This is a genomic window from Legionella sp. JM-2024, from assembly GCF_055389095.1.
This window is the reverse complement of the sequence record NZ_AP039388.1, coordinates 301784-327525: the sequence shown is the minus strand read 5'-3', so window position 1 is coordinate 327525 and position 25742 is coordinate 301784. Positions and strand designations below refer to the sequence as shown.

Below are 25742 nucleotides of genomic sequence, written 5' to 3'. Positions count from 1 at the left end.
CAGTCTAAACATTGGATGGCTCCAGCATAGGAGAAAACATATCCCCTCATAATAATCAAGTGACCCGATCATTTGGATGATCGTAACAATGGTACTTGGCAAATTTATATCGTACAAAAAATATTAATCAAACAATTCCAGAACTTTTTCTGGTGGACGTCCTATGACTGCTCTGCCTTTGAATGTAACGATTGGACGTTGCATTAATATGGGTTCTTTTAACATGGCTTGTAATACTTGCGCTTCATTATCCAACGACAACCCCATCTCTTTAAAAACATTTTCATTGGTGCGAACGAAATCTTTGAGATCAAAATGAGACCGTAATGTTTTCAATTGCTCCATATCAAGTGGGGTTTTAAGATATTCAATAATAACCAGTTCGAAGTCTTTGTTTTGAAGTATTTCCAATGTTTGTCTTGATTTAGAGCATCGAGGATTATGATAAATAGTAATTTTTTGCATGTTCTTTTTTAAGTTCTTTGCCAAGATTGATTTAAACTATATCATTTTCTTTGAATAGTATCTTCATTTTAATTTTGGACACATTGAGCAAAAGTCTTAAGTAATCCTCGGTTGAGTGGTTACCGGTTTTTAGTACTGATGACAAACCACACAACCATAACCTGAATTAAACATAACTGATTGATGCGGATTATTAGATTTCTGATTAAAATATTTCACATTGGATTTAGCATTTAAAATGCGTTTTTCTAACATTTCTTTATAAGGCCATTTATAGTAACTATTGGCTAATTTTGCATTTTTGTATATTTTTACACCAGTTTCGGGGTCTCCTGATTTAACTAACATATCCCCCATATTCATAAAAAATCCTTCGAAATTATGAGGTGCGATCATTGAATTCCAACATGCCCGTTGCTTACCTACCATTGTTTCCCTATTCATAAATGGAGTGTAATCCGGGTTCTTTCTGTTTATCCTCTTACCTGCGCAAATATCTAAAGTTTTCCATTGCCAATCCAAGCCTTCTTTAAAATGATCAGAATCGGCATCTAGGCTACTCATTGGATACCCTGCAGTAAAATAATTAAATTCAGGCCAATTATGTATTGCTTTTTTTAAAGTAAAATATCCCTTAACCTCTTCTTGCTTATCCTTAAAAATCTGCCCTTCCACTAATTGTGTATCACCATAAAAACCTTGATAAATTGGATTTTTGGGATCAAGTTGCAGAGCATCAGCAAAGTATTTTTTAGACAAAATGATTTGATTAGGAATCAATGGAGACTTGTTTTTTACTCTTTCTCGCTCCGTAATCTTCCAAATATGAACAAAGCCAAGATGGGCAGCTAATTTCGGATCATAGGGATTTTCAATATAAGCGACCATTAATAAATAATCTGCTTTAGGAATATCTTGATATCGACCTTCATGAAGAGTTCGCCAAAAATATCGTTCGGCTTGAGCAGACAGTTGGCTTCTAGATACTTGTGGTTTTTTTTGAGGTGTGTTCATTAATGCCATTTTTTCACAAGCCACCAAATTAAACATCATAAAACCTAATAAGCCGTAAAATAATCGCACAATCTTAATCCCTTAATAATTTTATTTAATCCATCACTATATTTTGTATTGCTTTACCAACTCAACAACTCATTATTAAGTTGGCACATCAAAAATTTAGGCAGGAACAAATGATATCATTTATAAACGATATAACGCGACCTTCTAAGTAACAAGTAGTTGAGAAAAATAATCTCTTTCCATTATTGCTTCCAGCAAAAAAACAACCTGATTTTCTAATTAGTCTTAATATCAATGGATGAACGACTTACATTATCGTCTTCCATTTCTTCAAATTTATGAACTGTTTTTATCAAATCCAAGATGTCATATTTATAAAGTGTGAGGCTTGAAAGTTTCCCATTGAAATCGTCATCCTCAGGAGCACGCTCTAAATCGGAGAAAGTAAAACTTCCTTGACAAAGTGTATCGTTAGGGTCCCTCATTTTGTATTGGAATCTAAAGTATTTTCTAATGATCTGATTATTGTCTTTGTCTGTGACAGTATAATTTTTTTCGGTAAAATCAAGATAGATTTTATTTGGTTTAACATCCTTATCTTCAACCATCTCTGTCAAGTTGTATTGGTCTTCAACTAAACATTTAACAGTTGCAAAACATCGACCTATAGTACTTAATAAAGCGATAGCTGGCATTGCCAAAGCAAAAGTAGTTATTTCCAAATAATTAATTAATGTTTTACCCGCAAACTCCGCCTCACCCATGCAGAGTATAAAAATTGAATAGGGCACCAATAATTGTGCGAATGCCCCTGCTACTAACATCGAAAAAGAGGCAGTAATGGGTTGGAATAATACTTCTCGCAAATCTCTTCCGTTTGCAATAGTACCGAAAAATGTGTGTTTAATATCTCGCTTATTGTGCTCCCAAAGACTTTGATATCGATTACCATCGTATTCACTCCAGCGCATACGACTAAAATTTGAAAAAAATAGTATATTTTTATACACAATGGATGCTTTGTCTTGTGAATAAGTCCTGTATTATATTTTTATTTTCTTAACATTTTATTAAGGCTTACTTATATATTTCCACAAACCAAAATGAACAATTTTTGATAAAAATGATACTATAATTTACAATTAACAGGGGTGTATTTTTAGAAAATTAAAATAATTTGTTGTTTATTTTAGGATTATTGGATTGCAAGGCAAGGAGAACTATTATGAGCGACATCAACCCTACTTTTAAATCTGGAACTGATTATACTTATCAAGTGCAAGATTTTATTGATTGCATTAGTTTAAAAGGCTACCTATATGATTTTAGATTCAGCAAAGAATTCATTCATTACCCACAGAAACCTTTTACAATAGAAGAAATAGATAAAATATTGTCCATTGAGGAAGTATTTTCTGCTTATAGTAATTCAATGGGCCTAAAATTAGCACCATTTTTACAGGAAAGCGCAAAAATTGAGGGAGATACCTTGGAATTAATGGAAAATTTATTAAAAGCTTTTGAAGAGGGGGCTAAGGAGCATGGAGGGTTAACCTGGTTTCTCAATTCCGATGATTTTATCAGTAAAATTACCGAGCCAATTGAAGCGCTTTACTCTCACTTGAAAAAACATCCATTAGAAGAAGGAGCCTTAACTTCAATTTCTAACAAGATGAATCATCAATTTAATTTTGTAAACTATTTACATAGAATTATTGAAAACGCTGATTGCTCTAGCGGTTTTCCAAGTGAGCTCTCTGAAATGCTCTCTTTAATATCAAGTCTCAAAATATATATGCATCATGAAGAAAAAAGAATGTCCTTAAATACAAATGAACAAGATACGACCCAGGAAATAGCTTTTTTTGATGCGAAGCCAATGACTAATTACTATGGTATTCGAATAGAGGGCTTAACAACGTACAATCCCAAAAATGAAGAAACTCTTAAGAAACTAATAGAACATCTGGACAATTTGCATATTAGTCGCCACGACATACCAACTATCTCCATAAATGGCAACCAAATAACTATTGAAACCAAACGTGATCGCGAATTTAAAACTCATTTAAGGGAAAACGTCTTAAGTAGAGATCTTGGGGTTACCACACAAAATATAAGTGGGCATTATAAATTTATCATTTCAGACATCGCTGATTTAGAAAATAAATTAAGCAATATAGGCTTAAAAGAACGAGGGGGTATACTAAAAAAATTGTAATATAGCCAAATTCTAAATTGCCATGAGAGGAGAGTAACTCAACTAGCACTCTCCTCTTGGCCAACCATAGAAAACAGCATTTTTCTACCTATCACACTATTGTATACAAGTTTGGTAAATTCTTGAGTAACTCTGTTATTAAAATTAGTATGCCCCAAGTTCTTCAATCACCAAATAATGGGATCAATTTCTGTCTTTTACTCATTAGTAAAAAACCTGGATCAGTTAGCCTATTTTCATTTTCTTCTTCGAAATAGCCTATACTTTTTAGTAACGATTAAAACATATCTCTCATGGAATTTAAGAATGATGACACCTTCATGGAAAGATAAGTTACAAAAGCAATTAACACAACGGTCCAAGGCTCAACAAGGGAAACAACTAGTTGATAAGTATGCAGCAGGCTTATCAATCAGTTATTGTGAGCAACATTCAGTCGAGGAAACAGCCAAGGACATTTTACAAATAGAAAAACTCTCCCAAGATAATCCACTTGGGATTGATTTTTATGAAACCAAGCATTCACAATATCCTTTGCACATTAAGCTTTATCGTTATGGAACACCAATCCCTCTTTCCGACATTTTGCCCATGCTTGAAAACATGGGACTGCGCACTTACACCGAACATCCCTATAAAATCACCTCTCAAGAAGGGCAAGTATTTTGGATCAGTGATTTTAATGTGACCTATTCACAACTTGATTCACTCAATTTGGAGCAAGTCAAAGACATTCTTGCTGAAGCCTTCATTAAAATTAGTATTGGTGTTTGTGAAAACGATGGTTTTAACAAATTGGTATTACGTGCGGGGCTTTCCTGGAGGGATATTACTATTCTAAGGGCCTATGCGAAGTACTTGCATCAAATCGGCATCCGCTACAGTCCTGCTTATATTGAAAAAACTATAGAAGCGCACGCGAGTATTGCGCAAAATTTGATTCGCCTTTTTTATTTAAAATTTGGTCTTAAACAAAAAACAGCACACAAAAAAGAAATGACTGCGCTTGAAAAAGAAATTCAAACAAGCATTGATGCCATTAGCAGCCTTGATGAAGACCGTATTATGCGTTACTTCTGGGCCTTGATAACAGCAACTCTACGTACTAATCACTTTCAAACAAATCTCGAAGGACATCCTAAGAATTACCTTTCGTTCAAATTAAAGTCTTCGGAAATTCCTGATTTGCCACCGGGTCAACCGTTTTATGAAATTTTTGTATACTCAACCCGTTTTGAAGGAATTCATTTACGTAGTGCCAAAGTTGCTCGAGGCGGCATTCGCTGGTCGGATCGACCTGAAGATTTCCGTACTGAAATCCTGGGACTTATGAAAGCACAAAAAGTAAAAAACTCAGTCATAGTACCTTCTGGCGCAAAAGGAGGCTTTGTTTTAAAAAAACATGAGCATTTAACCAATCGCGAACAAACGCTGCAAGAAGTGATTTATTGTTATAAATCGTTCATTAGTGGTTTGCTGGATCTCACTGATAATCTCAAAAACAATCAGGTTATTGCTCCACATAATACTGTCTGTTATGACGAACCAGATCCTTATCTGGTTGTTGCTGCTGATAAGGGAACAGCAACTTTTTCTGACATTGCCAACAGCATTGCCAAAGACTATGGATTCTGGTTAGGCGACGCTTTTGCTTCCGGAGGTTCAACAGGATACGATCATAAGAAAATGGGCATTACCGCTCGTGGCGCCTGGGAATCCATCAAACGACATTTTCTCGAACTCAACATCAATATTGAACAACAAGACTTTACAGTAGTAGGTATTGGCGACATGGGTGGAGACGTCTTCGGCAATGGCCTTCTTTATTCTAAACATATACGATTGCTTGCTGCGTTTGATCACCGCCATATTTTTCTTGATCCTGATCCTGATCCCTTAAAGTCTTATGACGAGAGGCTTCGATTATTTCAATTACCCACTTCGTCATGGGAAGATTACAATTCTCAGCTGATTTCCGCAGGGGGAGGAATTTATAAACGTTCTAGCAAATCCATCCCCATAAGCCCCCAAGTAAAAAAAGCACTGGCTATCGAAGCAAATGCTCTTCCACCTAATGATCTTATTCGCGCTCTATTAAAAGCTCCTGTGGATTTATTATTTAATGGTGGAATTGGAACATACGTCAAAGCTACCACTGAATCGCATACGGATGTTGGAGATAAAACTAATGAATTTTGTCGCATTAATGGTGCGGACTTGCGTTGCAAAATCGTAGGAGAAGGAGGAAATCTGGGGTTTACCCAGCTTGGAAGAGTTGAATTTGCTTTGCAAGGAGGCCTTATTAATACGGACGCGATTGATAATTCAGCAGGTGTTAACTGCTCTGACCATGAGGTTAATATCAAAATTCTTTTAGATAAAGAGGTCCGAGAGGGTGCTCTCACTGAAAAAAAACGCAATCAATTGCTGAGAAAAATGACCGATGAAGTGGCCAATCTTGTTTTACAGGATAACTACAATCAGGCCTTAATTTTAAGTATATCAGCAGCTCATACCACTATATATAGCGGTTTATATCAAGACTACATTAAAAAATTGGAAATGTGGGTCAACTTAGACAGAAGTGTCGAATTTCTCCCCGATGACAAGAAACTCTTGGAGCGCAAAACCGCAAGTGTAGGGCTCACACGACCGGAACTCGCTGTTTTAATGGCGTATACAAAGATTCATATTGCTAACGAATTATTAAAATCCGATTTACCTGATGATTCTTACTTTACAACAGTGTTGGAAACTGGCTTCCCCCCCTCACTGCGAAAACCCTATATGAAAGCCATGCAAAAGCATCCGTTGTACCGTGAAATTATAGCAACTCAACTCAGCAATCAGATTGTTAACAGCATGGGGATTACTTTTATGTACCGAATGCTGACTGAGACCGGCCTTACCATTCCTGATATTGCCCGAGCTTATACGATTGCGGCGAATGTTTATCAAACTGATGCTTTACAAAAGCTTATTGATTCGCTGCACAACAAAGTATCGGTGCAAACACAATACGAATTACTGCATCATGTTCGGCAATTACTCAATTTAGCCACGCGCTGGTTTTTACATAACAAGCGCCTTGAAGGCGGTATCGCAAAAAACATTACTCATTATGGTCAATCAATAAGCAAACTTGGAAAACTGGTTCCTAATCTGATGGGCGGCGTGACCAAAGAATACCTTGAAAAGATCATTAATCAATTCGTTAGTATTGGCATTGAAAAAAATATGGCTCAAAAAATCGCCGTGACTCGTGCTCTCTATACAGCATTAAATATCATTGAAGTTGCCACACAAAATAAATTTGATTTAGTCCTCACAGCAGAAGTTTACTTCAAAGTGGGTAGTCAATTTAATCTCATTTGGTTTCGCGATCAAATTGCCAGTGATTCGAGAGAAGGTCATTGGAATACCATGGCACGTTTGTCTTTACGGGATGAATTAGATAACCTTCAAAGACGCTTAACTATTGCAATTTTAGTGACCAATAAAAAAGTGCATACTGCTGAAAAACGAATAAATTATTGGTTAGAGCAAAACCACCACATTGAACAACGCTGGGAAAAATTGCTGGAAATGCTATTAGAAAGCGAAAATATTGATTACACCATGTTTTTTATTGCCTTACGTGAACTCTCTTCGCTAATTCAAGTATTATAAACAAGCGAAATTGTTATTATTGATCCACATTAAGCTAAATTTCTATTTATCTGCAGCATAACCTCAACGCCTGTTTTTATAGACTCCAAATAAGTTCCTCGGTTCTTAATGAGAAATCGAATCCCGAGTTATTGTTATAAAAATATTGAAATTTGAAGATTATATGCATAGAAAACTATGAATACTTTAAGAGCATATTAGTCAAATTTGTGTCGGCATGCTAACATTAAGTATAGGAGTAAAAAGATATGCCAAATCACAATAATTCATCAGAAATTCTGCTATCACAACAAATCAATGAAGCCAGGGGTTTGCTACTTCAAGCCCTTAAAGTTCAATTAGATGATCTTTTAGCAGAAAAACTCATTCCACAGCCTATTGGTGTTCCTTTTATTAATTTTGAAGATGATCCACCACAAGTTGCAACTCTAAAAAAAGTCATTAATTGTCTTTATCATGCAGAAGAAGCTTTTAAAAGCTGGGAAAGCATTGATACCAGTACACTATGGGGTAAGGCCAAAGCAGCACCACAATTAATTCAGGCACTGATCCAGATTTACAAATCGTTAGGTTTGCTCGATGACGCAACTCCTGAAATAAGAGGCGTCATAGCAGACAATTATAATTTACTTGAACCAATATTTACTCAAGCGTATACGGTAATTAAAGACTCTGGGTGGCTATCAGAATTCATGGAAATGGATGTTACTGACAAGGCTTCCAAAGTTATCTTTCAAGGCATGGATTTATTGGGACCTGATGTCAATAAATGGAATAATACGCATCCTCTTGTTGAAACCTTTTCAAAAATATCAAAATTAGTAGAAACGGTATCTGCTCTTCAAGAGAAGGAGATGACAGAAAAAGAGAAAGAACAAGCCGTAGAATTAGTTCGTTCATTACTCGATGATTTAGACAATAATCCTTTTATCAGTAAATTAAGTATCAGTGATTTTGAAAACTCAAAAGCGATAAAGGATTTATTAGAATGGTTTAAGAGCATACAAGACGATGGTTTTGATTTTAGCAAGAAATCCATTCAGCAATATGTTTCATGGGCTAACCACTATTTACCCACATTAATCACATTAGCAGATCAATTAGAGCAACAAAATTATTTAAAAACAGGCAGCTTAACCACAAACTTATGTTCTCAAACAGAACATTTAGGTAAACAAGTCAATGAAATATTAGCTGAGTCCAATTTTGGTATTACTGAGCGAGTTGTAACAATAGAGTCATTAAAGAAACTTAGAGAACAACGAATCAATAGCACTCAGGTTAAAAGTGTACAAACTATTATAGCTACTGAAAAACAACAAGCTGCTGCTGATGATTTTTATGATATCTTACAAAGATATAAAGGGATGTCTTTCTCGCAAATTACAGAGCCAGATCGAATATTATTAAGGCAACTATATCCCAAAATACAAGTAGCATTGGCTCATGCTAATTTAGAGCTTGAAAATCAGTTAACCGCCGTTTTAAATACGACTGGCCCAGAAAAAACTCCACCCAAACCAAAATCATGGTGGGACTTAGCCAGAGACGGTTTAGGTTATGTAGCCAGTTATGTAGTAAGTTATGATGTTGATAAAATATTGGGAACTAAGGAATCAGTTGATCGTTTTATGACAAATCAAATTGCTTCTGAGCGATTTAAGATCATGGTAGCTGAAAAAACTCGTGAAAAATTAAGAACTGGGCTAGATAAAATAGAACAAACTTCACTTCAATATAAAGTTGAAACACGCATTGATACCATAAAATCAACCTTAAAAAAACAAATTCCCAAAACGGAAATTATCCCATCCAAGTTTGTTGCGGTAAAACCTACGGCATTAGTTAATCTTCGTGGAACACTTACTGCTATTCAGGAAATGAAATTATCAGCAACAGTTCACGACACAAGGACAAATATAGACACTCTAATTCGTCGCCATCTACCAGAAAAATATCAAGCTTTTTTTTCAATCTTGCCATATAAAATCAATGATGATGATGATCCAGACTTAGTGAAACAAATTAAAGAAGTTGAAAATAATTTATATCAATTAGAAAAATCTCTTAAAGATTTTGAAAACTTGGATTTAAGTTATGGGATTATGATCCGATTGCGTTATTTTATTGCAATAGCTTCTGCAGCTTCTAAATTAAAATCAAGTGTCAAGGCACTTTCCCCAGATTCTCAAAAAGCTCTAGCTCCATTATTACAGCAAATCATGGCCTATGGCTTATCGTTCTCAGATATCAATTATAAGGACAATGATTTGTCCTCCTTGGAACAGTTAAAAAAAGGAGACGCCCTTCCTCCTTCTATCATGTTAGAAGGTCATGTCGAACCCAAAAACCCGCCTGTGACATCTCCAGAAAAAACAAAAAAATTACCTGAAGATACTGAAAAGAGAACTGAAAAAACTTCAAAAGAAGGTGTCACACCTTCCTCAAAAGAAAAAACTACTGAATTGTTGGATTATGCTAATAAAATCAGTGTTGCTCGAACATTACTATTAAATAAGTTTAAAGCAACTTTGTCTCCGCCAATAGCTGAAAGTCTAAATCCGCAAAGAGATGGCGTTCCTTTTATTAATCTTGATCAAGATCCTCCTCAAATAGCCACAATTAAAAAAATAATCAACAGCATGTATTATGCAGAATGCGCTCTTAAAACCTGGCATGGTATAGATACGAGTACCAGATTAGGTAAGATCGCCGCAGTGCATCAAGGAGTGGCTGCCCTATCTCAAGTATATAAATCATTTACATTATTTACAGAGGATTCTTCGGATATCCACAATTTAATTCGTGAAAATCATGATTTAATAGCGCCAGTGATTATTGAAGCAAACAAGTTAGTTAAGCAGCATGGCTGGGTAAGTCAGTTTAGTGCTTTAGATGTAACGCAAAAGCTTGGAAGTATTCTAGGTCAAGGAATTAATACAGTTCAACCTAGCTCTGATGAAGTAACACAAACCGCTTCATTGGTTAAGTTATTTTCAGAGCTCCCTACTTTATTGAATAATATTTCAAGTTCATTAGATCAACGCTCGGAGAAGTCCTCTGATGAATTGAAAATCGATAGCAAAAAAATTGAAGCGATAGGCTCGGTATTTGAATTGTTTTTTGAAGAAAATGCCTATTTAATGAATGCATTTAAAGGCTTCAGAGCCATCTCTGGCCTTATCGATTTAAATAGAAAAATTCAACTGGAAGGAACGAATTTACAAGAGGCCACTATACAGCTGTACCAGGAATGGTTAAAAGAAGGCTATCCCAATTTGATGATGATGCTTGATGAAATAGAGACTCGCCATTATTTAGCCCCTGGCCTTTTATCAGCATCTATTGCTCTTGAATTAGATCAAATTAATGACAAGTTGAATGAAGTCATTGAAACCAAACCCAATACTAAATTAAAAACCATCCCTCTCTCCTTTTATATGGGTAAAACGAGAAGGGAACAATTAATAACTAAAAAATCAGAACATTGGCTTGAATTATTTCAAATTGAAGAACAACAAAAAGCCGCTAAGACTTTTTTCGGAATTCTTAAACAATATTCCGACCAATCCCTTTCAGACATAACACCGAGTAAACTGGCCGAATTACGTCTTGCTTTTGTCAAGATTCAATCAGCTATGGCAAATAGTGATTTAGAATTAAGCAATGAACTCGTTGCGGCTTTAAATCAACTTGAAACTTCGCAACCTGAAAAAACAGAGCAAATTAAAGCGACAATCTCTCAATTAATAAAGTTAGAGCCTGCAGTTGATAATTATTTAAATGAACGCAAAAAATCCTATGAATTAAAAATTGCAGTCCTTGATAAAGCCATTGATTATGTGAAATCAAAATCTTTTGGGCTTAAGTCTGATAACTCAGAAAAAATAAATCTTCCTGAATTACGAAGTAAATTTTTAGCTCTGGAACGCGAGAAACCTGTTGTAGGTCCTGGAGAACTAAAACCAATAGCAACATCATCTCTTAATACAGTTCGCGGTAATTTGGCATACATTCAAGAGTTGCAAATGTCCTCTGTTGTCGTCATGATGCGGGAGCAATTTTCTTCTATCACTAGAAATAATTTCTCCAGTCGGGTTCAAGATTATTTACACAAACCTCATGACGAACCATTGCATGTGATCAATGATAAAGATCCTCTCATGGTAAGGCAAATTAAAGAGGTTGAAAATGGTTTATATCATTTAGAAACCGCTTTAAAGCAATTTGAACAAATGAAAAAAAGTGACAGTCTTGTATCTCAGGCAAAAGCACTGCTGGAGATCGCGAATCATGCCCGACAATTAAAAGTTGCCGTAGAACAACTTTCGCCTGAATTAAAACAACACTACGGCCCACTAGCAGGCGCAATATTAAGTTTTAGTAAAAAAATTCAATCTTTAGATTACAATAAAGAAGACTGGGCTGATCTACAGTTTATTCTTAATAAAGCCCATAAAGAATTGCTAAAAAGAAATAAACCAAGAGACCGTCGTATTGAAAAAGCATTTTTTGAAGCTGGAGTTCGTGAGGTACAAATCGATCTTGATGAACCTGCAGGAAAAAAAGCCGCAAAACTTGGTGTAAAATACATGCACTTGGCTTCTCCTCAGCTAGAGCAGGCAAGGCTCTATTTACGTGCCAGGTATAAAGATGTATTTGAGAAACAGCCTAATGTTGTACGTTCGCTAACTCGAAAACAATTAGCGAATGAAAAGTTTATGCAAGCAGAGATTAAGCGGTTGAAAAGAAAATTAGAAGAAAATTACGGTTTTAATATTTCAACAGTTAAAGTTCTTCTTGATTTATTAGAGCAAATTCAACGTGCAGGTGCTCAGACCGCTGAGTTAGCAGGTATGGTCAATACTTTAGTTACTTATGACTTTCCTAAAATAAAAGAAAATGCATATAAAGACCTAATTACAAAATTATCTCAAGAAGAAGACTACCTTAATTTAAAACCCGGAACATTAATTAATCCAGCTATGGCTGCAGTTAATCAATTATTCTTATCAGCTGCCTTAGAATTAGATATGCCTTTTAATAAAAAGTTATCTATTCTAGATGATACAACCTATATCAATATACTCCTTGAGCAAACCGAAGGTGAGCTACAATCCTTAAAGAAAAAACTAGCTACAGATCCATCAAATCATGAAATAGCATTTGCAATGGATATTAAGAACGATAAAATAGATTTTCTTAAACAACAATTAGCCTTAATTGAAGATAAAGATTTAAATAAAACTAAAAAAGCTTTATTGGATATGCAGTTTGAAGTTTCTTTACGAAATCATCTGGATTATACGACTCTTAAATCACCTATTGCACAACAATATGAACAAGTTGCCAGAAAATATTACCAAAAAAATAAAGATCGTTTTCTATCTGCAGACGACTGTTCAAAAGAATTACTTCAAGGGCTTAAAGAATTTGAAAAAAAGAATTTGCCTGACTATTTAATAGTTTCTGAGGCTTACGAAAGGCTTCGTATATTTAGTGCGAAACTGCCCCCTAAAAATCGGGATGTCAAAGAGTATGTCGATAATATTAATAAAGAATTAATCAATGGAGATATTTCTATAAAGCAACGTGCTCAAAAAGTTAAATCTTTACCTAATGATGCTGTTTTTATTAAAAAATTAAGTTCTGCAGACAATGGCACTAATTTTTTAAAAAAATTCATGCAATTTATTGCGATAATAACATCCAGTATCACTGAAGCAATAAGAACTGGGAGCAGTTTGGTTTATATATACCGTCAGAAACAAATGGAACAATCAATAAAAAATATAGAAAAAACGATAAGCCTTAAAAAAGAACTCAATTCAATAAAAAATACAGATAAGCCTTCACAAAATGAGGAAGAAAGTAGAAATCAACAACCCCACTAAATGAAGCTCAGTTGCCTATAAAAAAGCAACCTTTTTTCATTTGAAACCTGTTGATTAACTTCACCTCACTTATGTATATATATCAACTCGTTAGAACTTTATAATCATGAGTCAAGGTATCTTCTTTATTGTGTTCGATGACCTTTTCTGCTTTTAACTCTCTTAGTTGTTCTTTCATTTTTGATTGTAAATCTCTTCGAGTACCCACCTCTAATCCTGACTTTACAGTTGCCCAACCTTCATTTAACATGTCTTGTTTCTTTCCTTTAGAAATTGCATACACAACCAAACCAACCAAGGACTTCATTAATCCTCCAATGACATTTAATGCTGGATACTTTATTGAAAGCTTATCAGATAGTTTTTCATACTGTTTTACGTTTTCTTCAGTAGGATTTAAAACCATAGTAGGTGTACGCACTGCAGCTTCTAAGAGTAACCGTTTTCCACTTACTCCTTGATCTACTTGATTCTGAATTTTTTCTAATATTTCTATACCCTTCTGAATCGCTTCAAGCTTACTAGTGTTTTTATTATCTTGCTTGCTTTCTTCTTTTTGTCTAGCCTCTTCTAATTCTGTCATTAATTGTGGGAGACGATTTTTTAATACCTCTTGAACACGAGCTTTCGGGCAGTTCAGATCCCGCCATTCAATAAGCCATGCTCGTTCAGGATCTTGCTTTAAGGTTTCATAATTTTTATTTACATATAAATCAACACAATTCCATAATATTTTTATGTGATCATTCATTCCTCTACCTTTAACCATCGTTGGAGCAGCATGAAGTGCGCGCTCAAACTCTTCCCTGCTCATAGGGGAATGACTTCTTTCAAATGAATTGACTAAATTATAGTAAGCAGATGATACCCCACCTCTGTCTATGGCATCTTTACAGCTAAAATTAATAGTCAACTGAGCATCGAGATCTTTAGGTTTAAGAGTATCAATAATATGGTTAGTTAACTCAGACTTAATAAAATGGAACCAAACGGCCTGTTTTTGTGCAGGAGATAATACTGTTCCCGGTTTTATATTTAATGCTGCAAAGCTCTTATCTATTAATTCTCCAAGTTTTTTTCTTTCCGTATCAATACTGTATTCGCCTTCTTCATCTTTAAATAATAACTTGCGAGTTCGCTCACTGATGTAAAAATCTTTGATAGGTAGTGCACATGTAGAATCTTGACTGGCAATTTTTAGAAATTCTTCTCTCACATCGTCAAATTGATGCGTTGGTGCCGTATTTTGATAATCATGATGGTCCATTAAACCTTTGTCAGCAGGTAAGGTAATCACTGCTATATTGAGATGTCTTTTTTCAAGTTTTTCTAATTCGTGTGTTAAAGCTTTTTCTTTTTTTCCTTCAAAATCATTTCTGTCTCTTCCCAAGTTATTGAAGTATATGTGGGTAATTATTGGTTCAGCGAGCATCTCTTTGCTTTGAGCTCGTTTGGCTTGAATGGATAAAAATTTCTCAAAAGCTGGACTCACTTGCTCTATCCCTTCATGTCTTTGTCCTTGAGTACCGAATCGTACCTCTTTAACCGGACTTCCTTCATTCCATTTGTAATGTCTTTCAGTGGCTAGACTTGTAGTATGTTGTGGTTTATAGGTATCTGAAAATACTGAACTCACCCGTGCAAAAGTAGATTCCGCTTGTGAAGGCGTTTGCGATTCTTTATTAATTAATTCTTTTTTGTCTTTGGTTCTTTTTGCTATTGAGGATTTAATTTCAGGTGCAACTGGTGTGTGTTGAAGAGTGATATCTTTAATTATTTCATAGGTCTCTTCTAAAATTTTATTATTATTAACATACATAGAAATGAACAAATCATCAAATTGTTCTTCTATCGTGGATTGTTCCATTTCTAATGCTTTTATCTTGGCTTCAAGATTCTTACGGAACAATCGCATTGGGGATCTCAGCCCTTCAGGTAAATCATCCTTGATTCGTTCTTGCTGTTCCAGTTGAGCCTTAGCGAGCTTAAGTTCAGATTCAATTTTTTCTTTTAATTCAGGAAGAGTTTTGTTATATAGATCATGAATGACTGTTTTATCATCAATATAATCAAAAAAACGTTTATACAGATCGCCATAAGCAAAATCAGGGTTGTACTTTTCTGGTGGTTGATTTTGAATTTCAGCAAGCTCTGATAGATTAGGCGGGAGTGTTTGTAATAATCGAGTCGGTAATTTCAGGTTTCTTAAGTAATTAAAGCAATTTTTATTATGGAGCTTATCACTCGTAATTAAATCGCTGACTTCTTCGATTTCACTAGACATATACAGCCATAATAAAGACTCTTTATTTATTTTAAGTATAGCTAATATTTTTATTATATTTAGCTGAACTCTAACGATTATGAAGTCAGTATCATTCCTTTTGCCTATGAATGTTCATCACAAAAAACAAAAACCCCATTGATATAGTTTTGTCTCAACAGACTATCAAGACAATTATTTGCAGATGCCTTCAGGCACTGGGAGCAGCCTTATTAATTGCTTCTTCAATCTCATCCAGTTTTTTAGCTGAGTCTGTTTTATGTACAAAGAAGAAGGACTTGTTGTTGGCCAGGTTAATGCCACCTTTAATTAATAAGCCAACCCCGGCAGTTAAAATTCCCAAGGCCAGATTTGTTAAAAACTCGGACCATCCTCTATGCTTATCAAGCTCTTTTCGTGCTGTTTTGATGTGCCCTTCACAATGGTCTTTAAACAATTTATAACTCTCTTCAGTGGGATTTTTAAAATAAGTTTTTCCTTCCTTGCTCAGTTTTTTATGTAAAACGGTTGCTGCAGTTACGGCCGCCTCTAGTCTCTTATATCCACTAACATCTCCATTTACTTCTGCTTGCTTTTTACGAGTTTCCAAACCTTCTATTTTCTTGGTTAGTAATTTAAGCTGAGTTTCAAATTTGCGTTCCGCTTGAGATTTTTCACGAATTGGGTCTTTTGGAGCAGAGATTTTATCTTTGGGAAGTTCTTGCTCTTTTCGATTTTCCACTTCTTTAAGGCGCTCTTGCTCTTTTTGGCGTTCCACTTCTTTAAGGCGCTCTTGTTCCTTTTGACGTTCCACTTCTTTAAGGCGCTCTTGCTCTTTTCGACGTTCCACTTCTTTAAGGCGCTCTTGTTCCTTTTGACGTTCCACTTCTTTAAGGCGCTCTTGCTCTTTTCGACGCTCCACTTCTTTAAGGCGCTCTTGCTCTTTTTGACGTTCGACTTCTTTAAGGCGCTCTTGCTCTTTTTGACGTTCCAATTCTTTAAGGCGCTCTTGCTCTTTTTGACGTTCCAATTCTTTAAGGCGTTGTTGCTCTTTTTGACGTTCCAATTCTTTAAGGCGTTGTTGCTCTTTTTGACGTTCGACTTCTTTAAGGCGCTCTTGCTCTTTTCGACGTTCGACTTCTTTAAGGCGCTCTTGCTCTTTTCGACGCTCCACTTCTTTAAGACGCTCTTGCTCTTTTTGACGCTCCACTTCTTTAAGACGCTCTTGCTCTTTTTGATGTTCGGCTTCTTTAAGGCGCTCTTGCTCTTTTTGACGCTCCATTTCTTTAAGATGCTCTACTTCTCTTGCTGCTATCACAAGCTGGTTCTCTTTAGGACCTTTTTCTTCTAATTCCAGATGATTAGGATCAATAAAGCTTAATCCTTCTTTTGATAATTGAATCGGCTCATTGGGCTTATAAGTCTTAATATCAGGATTTGTGGTAGGACCATTGACTTCCGTAAAAAACACACAAACATCTTTCCCTGCCATACCTACTTTGTCATCAAAATTCAGCTTATCATCTACCATCACCCCATAACCAAAACGTTTTACAGGTTTATCACTCGCAATAATGGTAGTGCTGATTCCTTGTTTTGCAAATTCTCTGGCCAATTTATGAGCAAAACTATTATCTGATCCTTTGGTATCCAAACCACCATAGCAAATGCTAAGCAAAACAGTGATATGATCCCCTGCTTTCAAGCCTGCTTCCATAGCAGAACTCACTATATCATCAGGCCCACGCTCAGCTTGACTATTAAATAGGCTCTTTTTCTCAGACTCGTTTATATCAATATAATTACCTGAAATGGAATCGCCATCCGGACTACTATGACCAGTGATCACGATCAAGCTATTATCGCCTATGTGATCTGATAAAACTTTATTAACTTCTTCACGATTCCCCTCTGAGCGCAACACAACAAAAGGGGCACATAATGCTTTTGCCATAGCAAAACCAGTATGCCCATCACCAGGCCATTGTAAACCAAAATAGTTCCTGGCATGTTCCTGTAACTCATCAGCAGATAACGCAATTTTTCTCTTATCCAGGCTTGGTAAACTCATTACAGCTACTTTATCAGAAGGGATGATTCTTAATTGTTTTTTAAACTTATGCCATTGCTCTTTAACTGGATTGGCATCTTCTTTTTGTTTATTTTGGACACGCACATGACACTCTTTTATATATTCACTTAAGGAAAAGTTATCTTCTGTTAATACTGATTGCTGATATTGGTACAATTTAAATTCGGTGCTCCCTTTCTCAGGTGGCATTATGAGTAAGTGTCCAAATTTCAAGTCACTAGATAAATAATTATCGATAGCAAAAAAACCCTCTACACTTGCTTTACGAATGATAAAGGGCAAATGGGGAAATTGTTTTAAATATTCGTCTGCTTCAAGACGTGTAAAATCATAATGGAAAACATCAGAAGGAACTTCAGGAAAAATTTTGTAAATTTCAGATTTTAGTAATTCAAAACCAGATTGATCAACAGGTTGCACCATAACGATACTTCTCTAAAACATATATTGCTTATATTCTACCATTGTGTCTATTTTTTTTCCACATTATCCGTAAATAAATACACTTCAGGATTTATGAAAATCTCTCTGTGAAGATAATGCCTACTCATTCAATTAACGGGTAAGGAGTGTAAATCCGTGTAGTTTAAGTATTAAGTTCATGTCAACAACCAACACCTGATATCCGGTGCAGCAAACATAGGTTACACTGTTATACTTGGGAAGTGTCTCTATAAAACTGAAAAAAGGATGAATTTTATGAGAATAGTTGTGATTGGGGCAACAGGAACCATTGGAAAAGCAATAGTTGAAGAATTAAGTCCAAGGCATCATATTATTTCGGCAGGATATAAAAATGGTGATATTCAGGTTGATATAGCAAGTAAACAATCGATAGATGACATGTATAAAAAATTGAACAATATTGACGCGGTCGTATTAGCTACTGGTAAAGTGCACTTTGGCGCGTTAACGGATATGAAAGAAAATGACTATGAAATCGGTTTGGCCGATAAACTAATGGGACAGGTTAATGTGGTTTTATTTGGCTTGCAATACATCAATGATAATGGATCATTTACCTTAACAAGTGGGATATTAAATCGTGATCCAATCCAATATGGCAGTTCTGCTGCTATGGTAAATGGGGCATTGGATGGTTTTGTTAAAAGTACCGCTATAGAAATGCCAAGAGGGATCAGAATCAATTGCGTGAGCCCTACAGTAATTTCTGAAGCCATGCATAACTACGCCCCCTATTTCAGAGGTTATGAGCCTGTATCTGCTGCTCGTGCAGCACTAGCGTATAGTAAGAGCGTAGAAGGATTACAAACAGGTCAAGTCTATTGTGTTGGATAACTCCGCATTTTTAAAAGCAAATGAGTACATTGCCAGCGCTGCAAACAGATCAATTGGAGAAATGAGATCAAGTTTTACTTTTTGCTATGAACATTAATATAGACAAAAAACAAACATCATTCTTCCTCCTATATATCCAAGAAATGCCAAAAACCAGGTTTTAGCCTGGTGGCGTTTCTTGGATATATATATTCAGAATGTCTTGAGCCCTTCTTCAATAATTGAAAGGCCAATTTCCAAATCTTTTACGCCAGTAGAAAGCGGCATGTGAAGACGAATTACGTTTCCATATGTTCCACAAGTAAGAATGACAAGGCCATGCTCTAAACAAAATGTAGTCAATTGTCCTGCTGCTTCTTTATTTGGTTCCTTTGTGTCTTTATTTTTCACCAGTTCGATCGCCTGCATGACCCCTAAACCACGAACATCACCTACTATTTTGTACTTTTCTTTAAATCCAGAAAGTCTGGATTGCAGGATTTTTGAAAGATGGCTGACATTTTTTAAAAGACCTCCCTCTTCAAAAATTTTGAATACTTCAAGAGCGGCTGCACAACTCAGAGGATTTCCTCCGAAGGTTCCACCCAACCCGCCTTCCATTGCAGCATCCATGATTTCAGCTTTACCAGTCACGCCAGCAATCACTGTTCCACCACCAAGCCCCTTGGCTGATATAGTGAGGTCAGGATCCACTCCCAATGTGTTCATTGCAAATATACTTCCTGTACGACCAAACCCCGTTTGGATTTCATCTGTAATAAAAACAATATTGTTTCTTGTACAAAATTCACGAAGTTTTTTCAAAAATAAAGCCGGACATTGTATGAATCCACCCTCCCCTAGTACTGGTTCTATAATCACTGCAGCGATATTTTCAACACCCACGCGAAAATTGACAAGGTCAGAAAAATCACTGAAACTTTCTTCTACACAATTTGTTCCCTTCCAACGATATTCATATGGAAAAGGAGCGCGATGGATTTCTGAAGGAAATGGGCCGAATCCATGCTTATAGGGTTTGTTTTTCGATGTGAGTGTCATTGCCATGTATGTTCGTCCATGAAAAGCATGATCAAAACAAATCACCGCTTGTTTATTCGTATAAGCACGAGCGATTTTAATCGCATTTTCTACGGCTTCCGCCCCTGAATTAAAAAGGACTGATTTTTTTTCAAAACATCCTGGTGTGTGAACATTTAATTTTTCACATACTTTGACATAACCTTCATAAGGAATAATATTGAAACCTGTGTGGATGAATTTTTCGGCCTGAGCCTTGATAGCATTCACCACGGCCTCTGGAGAGTGCCCTGTATTCACTACCCCAAATCCGGACGAGAAATCAAGAAACACATTGCCATCAACATCTTCTACAAACGAGCCTTTTGCTCGCTCCACAAAAATGGGAGTGACATGAAATGGCCCTCGTGCAACCTGTTTATCACGTAGTTCCATCAACTTTTGTGATTTTGGTCCTGGTATTGGAGTTTTAATAGTAATTTGTTTCATTAGTACCAACCAATTGGTGTTTCATCGAGGTTAATATTCACTTGCTTGATTTCAAGGTAACTTTCTATTCCATACAAACCTAGCTCGCGACCGGATCCACTTTGTTTATATCCTCCCCAAGGCATTTCATTATACGTTGGATGATAGTGGTTCACCCAAAGAATACCGGCACGCATTTGAGAAGTCACTCGATGGGCACGAGTAACGCTTTTAGTCCACACAGCGCCAGATAAACCATACTCTGTATCATTCGCTATTCGAATGGCTTCTTCTTCAGTATCAAAAGGGATGACTACGAGTATAGGACCAAAAATTTCTTCACGAGCGATGCGCATTGCAGGTTTCACCTCATCAAAAATAGTTGGCTCAAGAAAATTTCCTTTTGCGAATTCACTGCCTGTCGGGCGTTTACCGCCACAGATCAATTTCGCACCCTCTTCAACTCCGATCTTGAGATAAGCTTCTACTTTTTCACGGTGTGCGCTTGAAATCAGCGGCCCCATTTTTACTCCCGCATCCAAACCGTGACCAAGCTTGATATTTGGAATTTTTTTCAACATTCCTTCTACTATTTTTTTGTGTATAGAGCGTTCCACTATCAAGCGAGAGCCCGCGGAACATACTTCACCTTGATTGGCAAAAGCACCAAAAAGAGCGCCATCAATTGCCATGTCCAGATCACAATCAGCAAAAACAATATTTGGATTTTTTCCACCAAGCTCTAACGATACTTTCTTCAAATTGCCAGTAGCAGCCTGCATGATTTTTCTGCCAGTCACTGTTCCACCAGTAAAGGCAATCTTATCCACCATCGAATTGCTCGCTAATTCTTCTCCAGCACCCACACCTGGCCCAGTAATGAGATTGACTACACCCGCTGGAAATCCACATTGGTCAATCAGCTTGAATAACTCAAGAGCGGTTATCGGTGTCAGTTCTGAGGGTTTTAATATTACGGTATTTCCTGCTGCAAGTGCTGGAGCAAGTTTCCAGGCTACCATGAGCAGTGGAAAATTCCATGGAATGATTTGTCCACACACTCCAATGGGTTCGCGCACTACATAACTAAAAGAGTTCGCTGGAACCGACATCGTTTCACCATGAATTTTAGTAGCGAGCCCGCCGTAAAATTCAAAACAATTGGCGGCATCGCTCACATCAAACTCAGCTTCGGCCAATGGCTTTCCACAATTTCGTGTTTCCAGTTCTGCTAACCTTTTTGCATTGGCACGAATCAAATCGGCAACTTTGAATAACAGTTTGCCTCGATCAAGCGCCAGTGATTTTCTCCACTCCCCTTCATCGAAAGCCTTTCGTGCTGCTTTGATTGCAAGTACTGCATCTTCTTTGGTGCTTTCTGGCACTTTTGCAATCAACTCACCATTAGCCGGATCAATGATATCGCGAGTAGCCCCTCTTTTTGCTGCTGTAAATTTTCCATCAATATACATTTCGTAAGTTTTCATTTATTCAGCACCTTTTTTATTGAGTGCAATCATTTCAATGGCCACTCAAGTTGCATCTGTCGCAAAAATATTTATAGTCCACAAACGAAGTCATTCAAGGCGAGTTTATATTGCAAACCCATAGAATGGCTCAAATATACAATTTATTTACTTTATACCAAAAAAATCACCAATGAGTCAGTTTCACCCTAAAAATAATGAAGGAAAATATACACTTACCTATAGGTAGATTTAATTAAGCATATCATTTCACTATATTTCTTCAAATATATTAAATTTGACCAAATACAATTTGCTATAAATATATTTGAATCTCCCTCCATTGATTATCCAAGGTAAAATAGCTTATTTACCCCTATACTTATAAAAAATAAAAATTGCTAATATGCAGAGCCGAGCATTATGAAATTCTGTAAATGGTTTTACCTTGTGGGAATTTTTAGTGCATTCATGCTGCTGGTAACCACATCCGGTTGGTCCGTTATTATTTTAAATAGTACCTTTAAAAAATCTGGATTCAAGCAAGCAGAAAACTTAGCCTTATCTCCACAATTCGCCTCATTAATCTATTTGCAAGGAGAATCAGAATCAGGCTCTGGAGCGTGGATTGGTAATTATAGTGGGCATGGCTATGTATTAACAGCAGGCCATTTATTCCCGCCAGGAACCAAAGCTTCCGCTTATTCTTATATTACTCTTGATGGTACTGAATATAACGGTATTGAAGTTTTTATACATCCTTTATGGAATGAAAACTCCGATGACAGAACGGGCTATGATTTTGCGATTGTACGCTTGGAGGATGAAATAACCGATTTAGGCACACAACCCGCACTCTATAGCGGGACTAGTGAAAAAGGTAAAATGTTAACTTTTATAGGTTATGGTTGGCGTGGCGCGGGGATCAAAGGAGAAGACACCTCAATTGATACTCATGATCGCCCAGCTGCGGCTATTGGACTCATTGAATACGTAAAAAATGCCGTTGAACCCACTCCAAAATCAGGGGATGCGGGTAATTATTTAGGGATTTGGCTGCCTCGAGAAGACGGGTCAATACCTAACCCATTGAATGATGATGGAATAATCACTCCTGTTTCTCCACTGACTGGAATTTTAGGTTCAGGCGACAGCGGTGGACCAGCCTGGATCAAAACGGATAAGGGTTGGGCAATTGCAGGAGTTAATTCAGACGGCAGTGGAAATGCCGCTTACGGTGATACGTCATGGTTTGGAAGAGTAAGCCATATTCAATCCTGGATTCTAAAAATAATCCCAACAGCTGTATTTATAAAGTAACGAGCTCTAAGAAGTCAAAAATTCTAATATGACTTCATTTACTTTACTGGGTTGTTCCAATGGGCTGGCATGCCCTCCCGGAACGGTTATGAATCGAGCATTTGGTATTCCCTTAGCAAGTTGTCGGCTTTCTGTAGGTAAAGTAAGGATATCCTCTTCTGCTGCAATAACGAGTGTTGCTGCTTTAATCTCATATAGCCACTCACGGGAATCAAATGTTGGTATAGTTCTAAATTGACGCTCTTGATCTTGTAGAGATTGTGGATAAGGATTATTTTTCAAACTCTCTTTAAACGTTGAGACATTTTGGGGTTCCTCTAAATATTCACTTGAAAAAACCCAAGTCATACCAGCATCTATTAATAAATCTAATGGAATATTCTCCTTACGAAGATTCAAAAGACTTTCCATTGCTCGGTTTGCTCTAGTACCAAATTTTGCAACCGAATTTAAAATGATCAGTTTATCCATTTTTTCAGGATGTTTTTTCGCAATAATTTGAGCAATCGCTCCACCCATTGATTGCCCTAGAATATGAGGGTGTTCAAAACCCAATTGCTCCAAGAATGCTATAATATCATCAGCATTAGTCTCTAATGTAAAAGCAATTCCATTGTCTTTTGTCTGGCCTATGCCTCGATTATCAAATATCAATACCTGGAATTCTCTAGCCAACTCATCGAGCATGTCACTCCAAAAGGTATGATCACAGCAATAACCTGCAATTAAAACAAGAGGCTTACCCTGACCATGGAGTTCATAATAAATATCGACATCATTAATATTGATAATGGCCATGTCACAAATACTCCTTAATTGATCTTGGAATCATTGGTAGATTAATAGCTGATTTGAAATCAAGGTAATGCAAAATGCCAGTTCATCGCTTTAGATAAACCTTCCAGCATGATTTCACCTCGTATGCTGTTTCCTTTAGGATTGACCCTTGGACTTAAAACTACAATACCAGCTTTACCGGGAACGACAGCAATAGTGTAACCGGACACACCGCTTTTAGCCGGCATCCCCGTTTTAACCATATGAGTGCCAGTTTCATCATATAATCCACAAGTTGCCATAATGGCTAAAGTAATTTTACAGGTTTCAGTAGAGAGAATTCTTTCACCGCTCTCTGGAGCCACTCCTCCATTAGCTAATAGGGCAGGCAAAAAAAGCATCTGCTCTAACATGGCTTCATAGGAACATAGTGCGAAATACAAATCCAGCGTTTCATGAACGTCTGTTCCAAGATTATTTCTACTTTTCAGCAAATAGGCGAGGGAGCGATTGCGATTACCAGTTCGCTTTTCAGAAGCAAAAACCAAGGGATTAATGCTGAGACGTTGATTAAATAATTTTTGAACCCAATGTTCTAACCATCTAAATTGCTGTTCACCTGTTCCTGGAATATGTGAGCATAACGTGATAGCTCCGGTATTCAGCATAGGATTTGATGGTTTAGGGCCAAATTGTTCCAGGCGAGTAATTGAAGCGAAATCATCGCCAGAAGGTTCAACCTTAACCCATTCAAACAATTGTTCGTCACCAAATTCTTCAAGTAGCCCAATTAAAGGAACCATCTTGCCTGTACTTTGCAAAGTGACTGGATTAAGGGAGTTATTGCTATAAGAAAGAGGTTTCTCACCTAATTGCTGCACAGCAATAGCTGTTAATTCTTGGTTAACATTTGCCAGTTCCGGAATATAATCCGCAGTCTTACCCTCTTGATTTAACTCGGCAACATGTACCAGCTCTTCTAGCAAACTGATTGTAAGTAATTTTGTTGACATAGTACTTAGATTGAAAAAGTGGCTATTATGGTAAATTTAGCACATCACAACAAATATTTTATTTTGATGTGCCAAGTCTATAAATAGACTAACAAAGATAATCGACCTGATTTCTGAAAACACTCCATTAAAAATAAGTCCCTATTCTTTTGTTCTGTAGCGAATTGAATAAACCTTAGTTGTTCCTTTTAGGAACTTTTTGAAAGGCTTTCATTCCAGACCAATCTGGATAGGTAAGCTCCCACAAACGATATAACTTATTATTTTTGTACTCAGCAACTAAAATCACTTCAATTTCTTGTGGTGATTCATTAGGTCTTTTCGTTGTAATGAATATTCGCCCGGCCACTTTATTGCCTTGCTCTATCAGAGTTTTTTCATCATAACGAACCTTGTATTGAATAGGGGTTTTATAGACTGCCTGATGTAATTGCAAAAACTCATTAAATTTCATTGTTTTTCCGTTAGAGTGCAATTCAAAATGTTTGTCGTAGTATAAGGGAATAGCTTGATCATTTTTTTCCATTGTAACTTTGGTAAACATTTCTTTTAATAATAAAATGTAATGAGATGATTGAGCTGAGAAAGCAGCCTCTGTTATTAGTAAAAACTGAAATAAAAACATCCCTACAAAGCATAACACTCTAAAAAGACAATTTTCTTTCATTTTCAGCCCCTATTTTTCCTATTCAACCTATTTTCGATTATATCTTATATATTAAATGTCTTATTATCTAAGTTGAAAAATCTAA

General features: G+C 36.4%; 15 protein-coding genes. 5 read left to right on the top strand and 10 right to left on the bottom strand.

Annotated elements, in window-relative coordinates; all coding sequences use genetic code 11:
* Positions 1 to 123: 123 nt before the first annotated feature.
* From arsC to ceg9, 3 genes are all read right to left on the bottom strand, one after another.
* On the bottom strand, positions 124 to 465 hold the full coding sequence (gene arsC / locus ACZ5EK_RS01360) for an arsenate reductase (glutaredoxin) (protein ID WP_464431006.1): 342 nt from the start codon (positions 463 to 465) through the stop codon (positions 124 to 126).
* A gap of 129 nt (positions 466 to 594) precedes the next feature.
* Entirely contained in the window at positions 595 to 1548 is a 954-nt protein-coding gene (locus ACZ5EK_RS01355) for a hypothetical protein (RefSeq protein ID WP_464431005.1), read from the bottom strand.
* 215 nt (positions 1549 to 1763) lie between these two features.
* Positions 1764 to 2498 carry a Dot/Icm T4SS effector Ceg9 gene (ceg9, locus tag ACZ5EK_RS01350; protein ID WP_464431004.1) on the bottom strand — a complete coding sequence of 245 codons (735 nt, stop codon included), beginning with the start codon at positions 2496 to 2498 and terminating at the stop codon, positions 1764 to 1766.
* A gap of 215 nt (positions 2499 to 2713) precedes the next feature.
* On the opposite strand from ceg9, the gene ACZ5EK_RS01345 reads away from it, so the two are divergent.
* The 3 genes from ACZ5EK_RS01345 (at position 2714) to ACZ5EK_RS01335 (ending at position 13272) form a co-directional block, all read left to right on the top strand.
* Complete coding sequence (locus tag ACZ5EK_RS01345; protein WP_464431003.1) at positions 2714 to 3709, top strand: hypothetical protein; 996 nt, start codon at positions 2714 to 2716, stop codon at positions 3707 to 3709.
* 306 nt (positions 3710 to 4015) lie between these two features.
* The gene (locus ACZ5EK_RS01340; RefSeq protein WP_464431002.1) at positions 4016 to 7378 is read left to right on the top strand and encodes an NAD-glutamate dehydrogenase; all 3363 of its coding nucleotides are present in this window, start codon (positions 4016 to 4018) and stop codon (positions 7376 to 7378) included.
* 248 nt (positions 7379 to 7626) lie between these two features.
* The gene (locus ACZ5EK_RS01335) at positions 7627 to 13272 is read left to right on the top strand and encodes an SdhB (protein WP_464431001.1); all 5646 of its coding nucleotides are present in this window, start codon (positions 7627 to 7629) and stop codon (positions 13270 to 13272) included.
* 82 nt (positions 13273 to 13354) lie between these two features.
* Here the strand turns inward: ACZ5EK_RS01335 and ACZ5EK_RS01330 are convergent, their stop codons facing one another.
* Positions 13355 to 15556, bottom strand: a complete 2202-nt coding sequence (locus tag ACZ5EK_RS01330) for a hypothetical protein (RefSeq protein ID WP_464431000.1) — start codon at positions 15554 to 15556, stop codon at positions 13355 to 13357.
* Positions 15557 to 15746: 190 nt separating this feature from the next.
* The gene (locus tag ACZ5EK_RS01325; protein WP_464430999.1) at positions 15747 to 18050 is read right to left on the bottom strand and encodes a hypothetical protein; all 2304 of its coding nucleotides are present in this window, start codon (positions 18048 to 18050) and stop codon (positions 15747 to 15749) included.
* Between the two features lie 276 nt (positions 18051 to 18326).
* On the opposite strand from ACZ5EK_RS01325, the gene ACZ5EK_RS01320 reads away from it, so the two are divergent.
* Positions 18327 to 18926 carry a short chain dehydrogenase gene (locus ACZ5EK_RS01320; RefSeq protein WP_464430998.1) on the top strand — a complete coding sequence of 200 codons (600 nt, stop codon included), beginning with the start codon at positions 18327 to 18329 and terminating at the stop codon, positions 18924 to 18926.
* Between the two features lie 192 nt (positions 18927 to 19118).
* Here ACZ5EK_RS01320 and gabT read toward each other — a convergent pair whose 3' ends face one another.
* Positions 19119 to 20435, bottom strand: coding sequence for a 4-aminobutyrate--2-oxoglutarate transaminase (gene gabT, locus ACZ5EK_RS01315; protein ID WP_464430997.1), 1317 nt, complete (start codon positions 20433 to 20435; stop codon positions 19119 to 19121).
* A complete protein-coding gene (locus ACZ5EK_RS01310; protein ID WP_464430996.1) occupies positions 20435 to 21901 on the bottom strand; it encodes an aldehyde dehydrogenase family protein in 1467 nt (488 codons plus the stop codon). The genes gabT and ACZ5EK_RS01310 overlap by 1 nt, the downstream gene beginning before the upstream one ends.
* Positions 21902 to 22330: 429 nt before the next feature.
* Between ACZ5EK_RS01310 and ACZ5EK_RS01305 the strand changes: the two genes are divergently transcribed.
* Positions 22331 to 23200, top strand: a complete 870-nt coding sequence (locus ACZ5EK_RS01305; protein ID WP_464430995.1) for a trypsin-like peptidase domain-containing protein — start codon at positions 22331 to 22333, stop codon at positions 23198 to 23200.
* Positions 23201 to 23206: 6 nt separating this feature from the next.
* Here the strand turns inward: ACZ5EK_RS01305 and ACZ5EK_RS01300 are convergent, their stop codons facing one another.
* The 3 genes from ACZ5EK_RS01300 to ACZ5EK_RS01290 form a co-directional block, all read right to left on the bottom strand.
* Complete coding sequence (locus ACZ5EK_RS01300) at positions 23207 to 23998, bottom strand: alpha/beta fold hydrolase (protein WP_464430994.1); 792 nt, start codon at positions 23996 to 23998, stop codon at positions 23207 to 23209.
* 59 nt (positions 23999 to 24057) lie between these two features.
* Positions 24058 to 24990: a glutaminase A gene (gene glsA, locus ACZ5EK_RS01295; protein ID WP_464430993.1), complete on the bottom strand. Its 933-nt coding sequence runs from the start codon at positions 24988 to 24990 to the stop codon at positions 24058 to 24060.
* 175 nt (positions 24991 to 25165) lie between these two features.
* Positions 25166 to 25657 (bottom strand): hypothetical protein, encoded by a 492-nt coding sequence (locus tag ACZ5EK_RS01290; RefSeq protein ID WP_464430992.1) that lies wholly within the window; start codon positions 25655 to 25657, stop codon positions 25166 to 25168.
* Between the last annotated feature and the right edge of the window lie 85 nt (positions 25658 to 25742).

What these genes read in the sequence shown, in the direction of transcription:
- ACZ5EK_RS01335 (WP_464431001.1), top strand. Translation starts at nt 7,627, where the DNA reads ATGCCAAATCACAATAATTCATCAGAAATTCTGCTATCACAACAAATC.
- ACZ5EK_RS01345 (WP_464431003.1), top strand. Translation starts at nt 2,714, where the DNA reads ATGAGCGACATCAACCCTACTTTTAAATCTGGAACTGATTATACTTAT.
- ACZ5EK_RS01325 (WP_464430999.1), bottom strand. Translation starts at nt 18,050, where the DNA reads ATGGTGCAACCTGTTGATCAATCTGGTTTTGAATTACTAAAATCTGAA.
- ACZ5EK_RS01300 (WP_464430994.1), bottom strand. Translation starts at nt 23,998, where the DNA reads ATGGCCATTATCAATATTAATGATGTCGATATTTATTATGAACTCCAT.
- glsA (WP_464430993.1), bottom strand. Translation starts at nt 24,990, where the DNA reads ATGTCAACAAAATTACTTACAATCAGTTTGCTAGAAGAGCTGGTACAT.
- ACZ5EK_RS01290 (WP_464430992.1), bottom strand. Translation starts at nt 25,657, where the DNA reads ATGAAAGAAAATTGTCTTTTTAGAGTGTTATGCTTTGTAGGGATGTTT.
- gabT (WP_464430997.1), bottom strand. Translation starts at nt 20,435, where the DNA reads ATGAAACAAATTACTATTAAAACTCCAATACCAGGACCAAAATCACAA.
- ACZ5EK_RS01320 (WP_464430998.1), top strand. Translation starts at nt 18,327, where the DNA reads ATGAGAATAGTTGTGATTGGGGCAACAGGAACCATTGGAAAAGCAATA.
- ACZ5EK_RS01310 (WP_464430996.1), bottom strand. Translation starts at nt 21,901, where the DNA reads ATGAAAACTTACGAAATGTATATTGATGGAAAATTTACAGCAGCAAAA.
- arsC (WP_464431006.1), bottom strand. Translation starts at nt 465, where the DNA reads ATGCAAAAAATTACTATTTATCATAATCCTCGATGCTCTAAATCAAGA.
- ACZ5EK_RS01340 (WP_464431002.1), top strand. Translation starts at nt 4,016, where the DNA reads ATGATGACACCTTCATGGAAAGATAAGTTACAAAAGCAATTAACACAA.
- ACZ5EK_RS01330 (WP_464431000.1), bottom strand. Translation starts at nt 15,556, where the DNA reads ATGTCTAGTGAAATCGAAGAAGTCAGCGATTTAATTACGAGTGATAAG.